Annotated in this window: 5 protein-coding genes; 2 read left to right on the forward strand and 3 right to left on the reverse strand. The window is 71.5% G+C overall.

The features are described 5' to 3' along the window. A partial coding sequence (locus tag D7W79_RS38665) for a DUF2252 family protein (protein ID WP_120530253.1) occupies nucleotides 1-1,424 on the forward strand: 1,424 nt, incomplete at its 5' end. Here the strand turns inward: D7W79_RS38665 and D7W79_RS38670 are convergent. From D7W79_RS38670 to D7W79_RS38680, 3 genes are all read right to left on the reverse strand, one after another. Further along, nucleotides 1,425-2,372: a polysaccharide deacetylase family protein gene (locus D7W79_RS38670; RefSeq protein WP_120530254.1), complete on the reverse strand. Its 948-nt coding sequence runs from the start codon at nucleotides 2,370-2,372 to the stop codon at nucleotides 1,425-1,427. A 15-nt stretch (nucleotides 2,373-2,387) separates the two neighbouring features. Then, a complete protein-coding gene (locus tag D7W79_RS38675) occupies nucleotides 2,388-3,098 on the reverse strand; it encodes a glycosyltransferase family 2 protein (protein ID WP_120530255.1) in 711 nt (236 codons plus the stop codon). Nucleotides 3,099-3,176: 78 nt separating this feature from the next. Next, nucleotides 3,177-4,490: a protoporphyrinogen/coproporphyrinogen oxidase gene (locus D7W79_RS38680; protein ID WP_120530256.1), complete on the reverse strand. Its 1,314-nt coding sequence runs from the start codon at nucleotides 4,488-4,490 to the stop codon at nucleotides 3,177-3,179. 230 nt (nucleotides 4,491-4,720) lie between these two features. Here D7W79_RS38680 and D7W79_RS38685 point away from each other — a divergent pair. Continuing rightward, nucleotides 4,721-4,966: zinc-ribbon domain-containing protein (locus D7W79_RS38685; protein WP_208729955.1), on the forward strand; the 246-nt coding region annotated here is incomplete at its 3' end.

Consider the following 4,966-nt stretch of genomic DNA (forward strand, 5'->3'; position numbering starts at 1 on the left):
TCCCTCCCAAGCCCTCGTCCCCCTCCCGGACGTCCGTCCCTGGCTCCACCGTCGCCGCCACGGTGCTGACGCTCGCTTCCGGAGCCTCCGCGGGCCGGCTGCCGTCCAACGTCAGCGACTTCCAGCCCCAGGCCACCACGTCACGGACGGGCAACACCGTGGCGGTGAACGCCGCGGCCCCCAAGCAGGCCCAGGCGTCCGGGCTGGAGCGCGAGCCCGCCCAGGCAGTGGCCTTCGTGCGCGACTTCAACGCGCGCCTGGACCTGCCGCCCGCGCGCCTGAAGGAGAAGCTGGCGCAGATGCGCGCAAGCCCCTCCGCCATGTTCCGCGCCATGCCCGCCCTGTTCCAGGCGGACCTGCGGGGCCCATACGCGCAGGAAGCCCGGCTGACGGACCGGCCCGCGCCGGACATCCGGGTGGTGGGCGACGCGCACGTGGGCAACCTGGGCACGTTCCGGGGCCCGGACGGCAAGGCGGTGTGGGGGCTCAACGACTTCGACCAGACGGGCACGGCGTCGCCGGAGGCGGACCTCACGCGCCTGGCCACCAGCGCCGTCCTCACCGCGCGCGAGGCGGGCCTGTCCCCCGGAGAGCAGGCCAAGGCGGTGGAGGCGCTCGCGAAGAACTACTTCGAGACGCTGGAGCTCCTGGCGGACGGCGACGCGAACCCCGGGGCCTTCCTGGACAAGAAGGAGTCCTCCGGCGCGGTGAAGGACCTCATCGGGAAGGCGCGCGACACGTCCGCGAAGGACCTGCTGTCCAAGTACGTGAAGCTCGACGGCGCGAAGGGGCCCCACTTCCTCAAGTCGGACACGCTCAAGCCGCTGGACGCGGAGCAGAAGGCGGCCGTGCGCACGGCGCTGGCGTCCTACGAGAAGACGCTGGACGGCACGGAGGGCGTGGCGGTGCCCCTGAAGGTGCTGGACCTGGCCGCACGGCTGGACGCGGGTGGCAGCAGCTACGGCCTGGAGCGCGACTACGTGCTCGTGGGCGCGGCGGATCCGAAGGCGCCGCCCGTGCTGCTGGAGCTGAAGGAGCTGCTCGCTTCCGGGGTGACGTCGCCGCCGGTGCCGGCGAACGGCGCGGACGTGGTGAAGGCGCAGGAGGAGCTGGGCGGCGCGGTGAACCCGCTCACGGGCGCGGTGGAGATGGGCGGCCGGGCCTTCCTCGTGCGCGAGGTGGAGCCGGAGAAGGCCAGGCTGGACGACGCCGTGCTCGGGAAGAAGAAGGCCCTGCGCTCCACCTTCGAGCAGGCCGGCGTCGTGCTGGCCCGGGCCCATGGCAACACGCAGGCGCAGGCCACGCGCCTGGAGGACTGGGTGGGCGGCGACACGAAGGAGGCCACGAAGCGGCTGGTCGCCTTCGCGCAGGCCTACGCGGATCAGGCGGAAGCGGACTGGAAGGCGCTGAAGGCCGCGCGCTGATCAGAGCGACGCGGACAGCTGCCCCGCCGCGTCGCGCAGGGTGACGACGTCGAAGTCGTCCTTGAGCCACTGGAAGATGCTGCGCAGCCGCTCCAGCTTCTTCGCGGCGCTCACGCGCAGGTCGCGCTGCTGGCGCACCAGCTCCGGCGGGATGCCGTCCGTGGCGTCCAGCACGTCGACACCATGGAGCTCGAAGTTGAAGAAGGCGTCCGCCCGGCACGTGCGGTACGCGGCGCGCATCGTGCCGCGAGGCAGCGTCGTGGCGAACGTGCCGATGAACGGGAAGCGCACCACCGGCGTCACCGTCATCGGCAGCTCCAGCACCGCTCCCGAGCCGCGCCGGTAGGGCTGCGCGGGGTCCGGCCGGTACGGCACGCGCGGCGCCAGCAGCACACGCGGGGTGTCCAGCACGGAGCGCGACGGCCGCCCCAGCGCCGCGAGCGCCCCCATCACCGCCGCCTTCGCCGCGTAGTACGGAGCCGCCGGGAACGCGGAGGACCCATACCGGTACCCCTGCGCCACGGTGGCCGCGTACAGGTCCGCGTTCAGCGTGTAGCCCGGAGCGCGGAAGCCCGAAGGCCGCACGCCCACGGCCTTCAGGATGGCCGCGTCCGCCCGCGCCAGGTCCTCCGCGATGGCATCCGGGCCCCGCCGGGTGAGCGCGTAGTCATGGGCGTGGCTGTGGCTCGCCACCTCCACGCCCGCCGCGTGGGCGCGCCGCATGCCGTCCGCCGCGCCGGGGTCCGCCTCCAGGTCCTCGCCGATGACGAAGAACGTCCCGGGCACGCCGACCTGGGCCAGCAGCTCCAGGAAGCGCGGCACCGCCACGCGGTGGATCAGCGTCCGCGCGCGCTCATCGAGCAGCGACTCGGGCAGCCCGTGGATCCGGCAGTAGTGCGGCAGCGAATCCAGGTCGACGGAGATGGACGCCAGTCGCGCTGCCGGCATGGGGCAGTCCCTCGCTCAGGTCCCGCGGATGCGGATGACGTAGAACAGCTTGCCCACGTTCTTGAGCACGTTGGGCACGCGCTTGAACAGGTGGATGGACGGCTGGCGCTTCTCATGGAGCTGGATGGGGATCTCCATGACGTTGAGCCCCTCGCGCCACGCGCGGATGACGAACTCGCTGGCGAACACGTCCATGTCCACCACGCACTTGTGGATGACGGGCAGCAGCGCTTCCCGGCGGAACGCCTTCAGGCCGTGCGTGTCCGTGCCCTGGAAGCCCAGCGCCACGCGCAACAGCTTGTTGTGCACCCGCGTGGCCGCGCGGCGGATGAGGGGCCGCTGGTCGCTCGCGCCCTTGGCCGCCTTGGAGCCCACGACCATGTCCGCCTCGCCGCGCTCCAGCCGGGGCAGCGCCGCGTCGTAGAAGGTCAGGTCGCACAGGTCGATTTCATCGCAGACCACGTAGGTGCCCCGGGCCTTGAGGATGCCCGCCTTGAGCGCCACGCCGTAGTTGGGCGTCTCCGAGTGGAACCAGCGCAGGCGCGGGTTCTTGGAGCACAGCTCTTCCAGGAGCCGGGGCGTCGCGTCGCGCGAGCCGTTCTCCGCGAAGATGATTTCGTAGTCGAGCCCGCGAGCATCCAGCCCCTGACGCAGCTCTTCGGCTGCCTGGGCGATGATGGACTCCTCGTTGTAGACGGGGATGACGACGGAGAGGTGCAGGGCCATGGGTCCGGAGATGCGAAGGGAAGGCCTCGGGGCCTAGCACGGCCCCGGACCACCGTCGACAGGAGACGACTCCCTGCGTCAGCCGTTCAGCGTCCGGGCGCAGGCCCGCCCGCCCAGGATGGCGTCCTCCATGGAGGAGTACTCCCACTTCCCGTAGCGCCCCGCCGTGAGGATGCCCGCGTGCTCCAGGAAGCGGTTCACCTCCGCCATCGCGGGGCCATAGGCGTCGTCGTAGAGGACGTACGCGTTGGGAATCTCCCGCCCCTTGGTGAAGAGGACGTCGTCCGCCGAGTGGATCATCCGCGAGCGCAGCAGGTCCTCCACCGCGTACTTCTCCGCGTCCGCCACGGACAGCTCGCCGTGGTGGCTGAACTCGACGGAGAAGCTGGCCGTGTTGGGAGGGGCCAGGGGCGCGTACACCGCCGACGGCGCCCCGATGCGGTACGAGTGGAACTCCGGCTCCGGCAGGTAGATCCAGTGCCACGGCTGGCGGTTCGCGCCCCGGGCCCCCACGCACACGTACGTGACGATGAAGGCGCGCAGGCGCTTCGCCGCGGCGCGCACCTCGTCCGGCACGCCGGAGGCGCCCTTCCCGATGAGGTCCACCAGCAGGGGCAGCGCGATGGAGGACACCAGCCCCGAGTACGGCACGGTGCGGCCGTCGGAGAGTGCGACCTGCTTCGCCTTCCAGTCGATGGAGACGGGCTCGGTGCGCACGCTCAGCTCGCCGCCCGTCAGGTGCTGCTTCATCGCGCGCGCCAGGCTCTCGATGCCGCCCTCGCGCGGATAGAGGAACGACGCGTTGTAGCCCAGCTGATCACTGCCCGCGCCCAGTGCCCCGTCCACGACCTCCTTGAGGGTGGGGCGCGGCACGAACCGGCCGACCCACGCGGCGGACATCTCGCGCGGGTGCACGGTCCAGAGCTTCTGGTTGTAGGGCAGCATGAAGTTCTTCGCGAAGCCCTCGCCCATGTAGCGGAGGATGAACTCCTCGAAGTTCACGGGCTCGCGCTCGCGCAGGGCGCGGCCCTTCTCCCCGTAGATGGCCTCCACGTAGCCGACCAGGTTCTCCGCGACGACCTCCGGCGGCAGTCCGTGGGTGTTCACCTGGTAGGGGAAGCGGGTGAAGGTGTCGCGGGAGAAGACGGCGGCGCGGCGCTGGATGCGCACCAGCTGGTCCGGGAGCCAGAGCGTGTTGACCAGCTCCTGGATCTCCGGGTCGCGCAGGTGGAGCCAGTGGCCGGTGGGGTCGAAGTAACACCCGTCGATGACCTCGGTCTTGATGAGGCCTCCGACCCGGTCGGACTTCTCGATGAGGCGCCAGGGGCGCTTGAGGAAGTGCGCGGTGGACAGGCCCGCCAGGCCCGCTCCAAGGATGACGATGGGATCCATGACCCGCCGGGTCTACCACCACGGGAGGGCCCCTGGAAAAGGGACGCACACTGCTGGTGTTGCCGGGCGCCCGCCCTCCTGCCCGCCCGGGTGACGGCGGTGCGCCCCAGGGGCGCGTTCTTTCCGGGCTTGAAACGGCTCTGCTAGCCTGCACGCGCCGCGCGGACCATCGCACCGCCCCCGTCATTCATGCGCGTGCGCGCGCCAGCCGGTCTCGTCGAAGGAAAACAATGAAAGTCTCCTGCCCGTCGTGCCAGACGAATTACAACATCGATGACAGGCGGATCCCGCCCGGCGGCGCGAAGCTGAAGTGCGCCCGGTGCCAGACCACGTTCCCCATCAAGGCCGATGGCGCGGGCGCTGAAGCTCCCGAGGCCGCGCCCCCCGCGGCGCCGCAGCCCGCCGCCATTCCGCTCCCGGGCACCGCCGCGCCCCAGTCCGCCGCCATCCCCCTCCCCGGGAGCGCCGCGCCGCAG

This window comes from Corallococcus exercitus (assembly GCF_003611585.1).
Lineage (GTDB): Bacteria > Myxococcota > Myxococcia > Myxococcales > Myxococcaceae > Corallococcus > Corallococcus exercitus.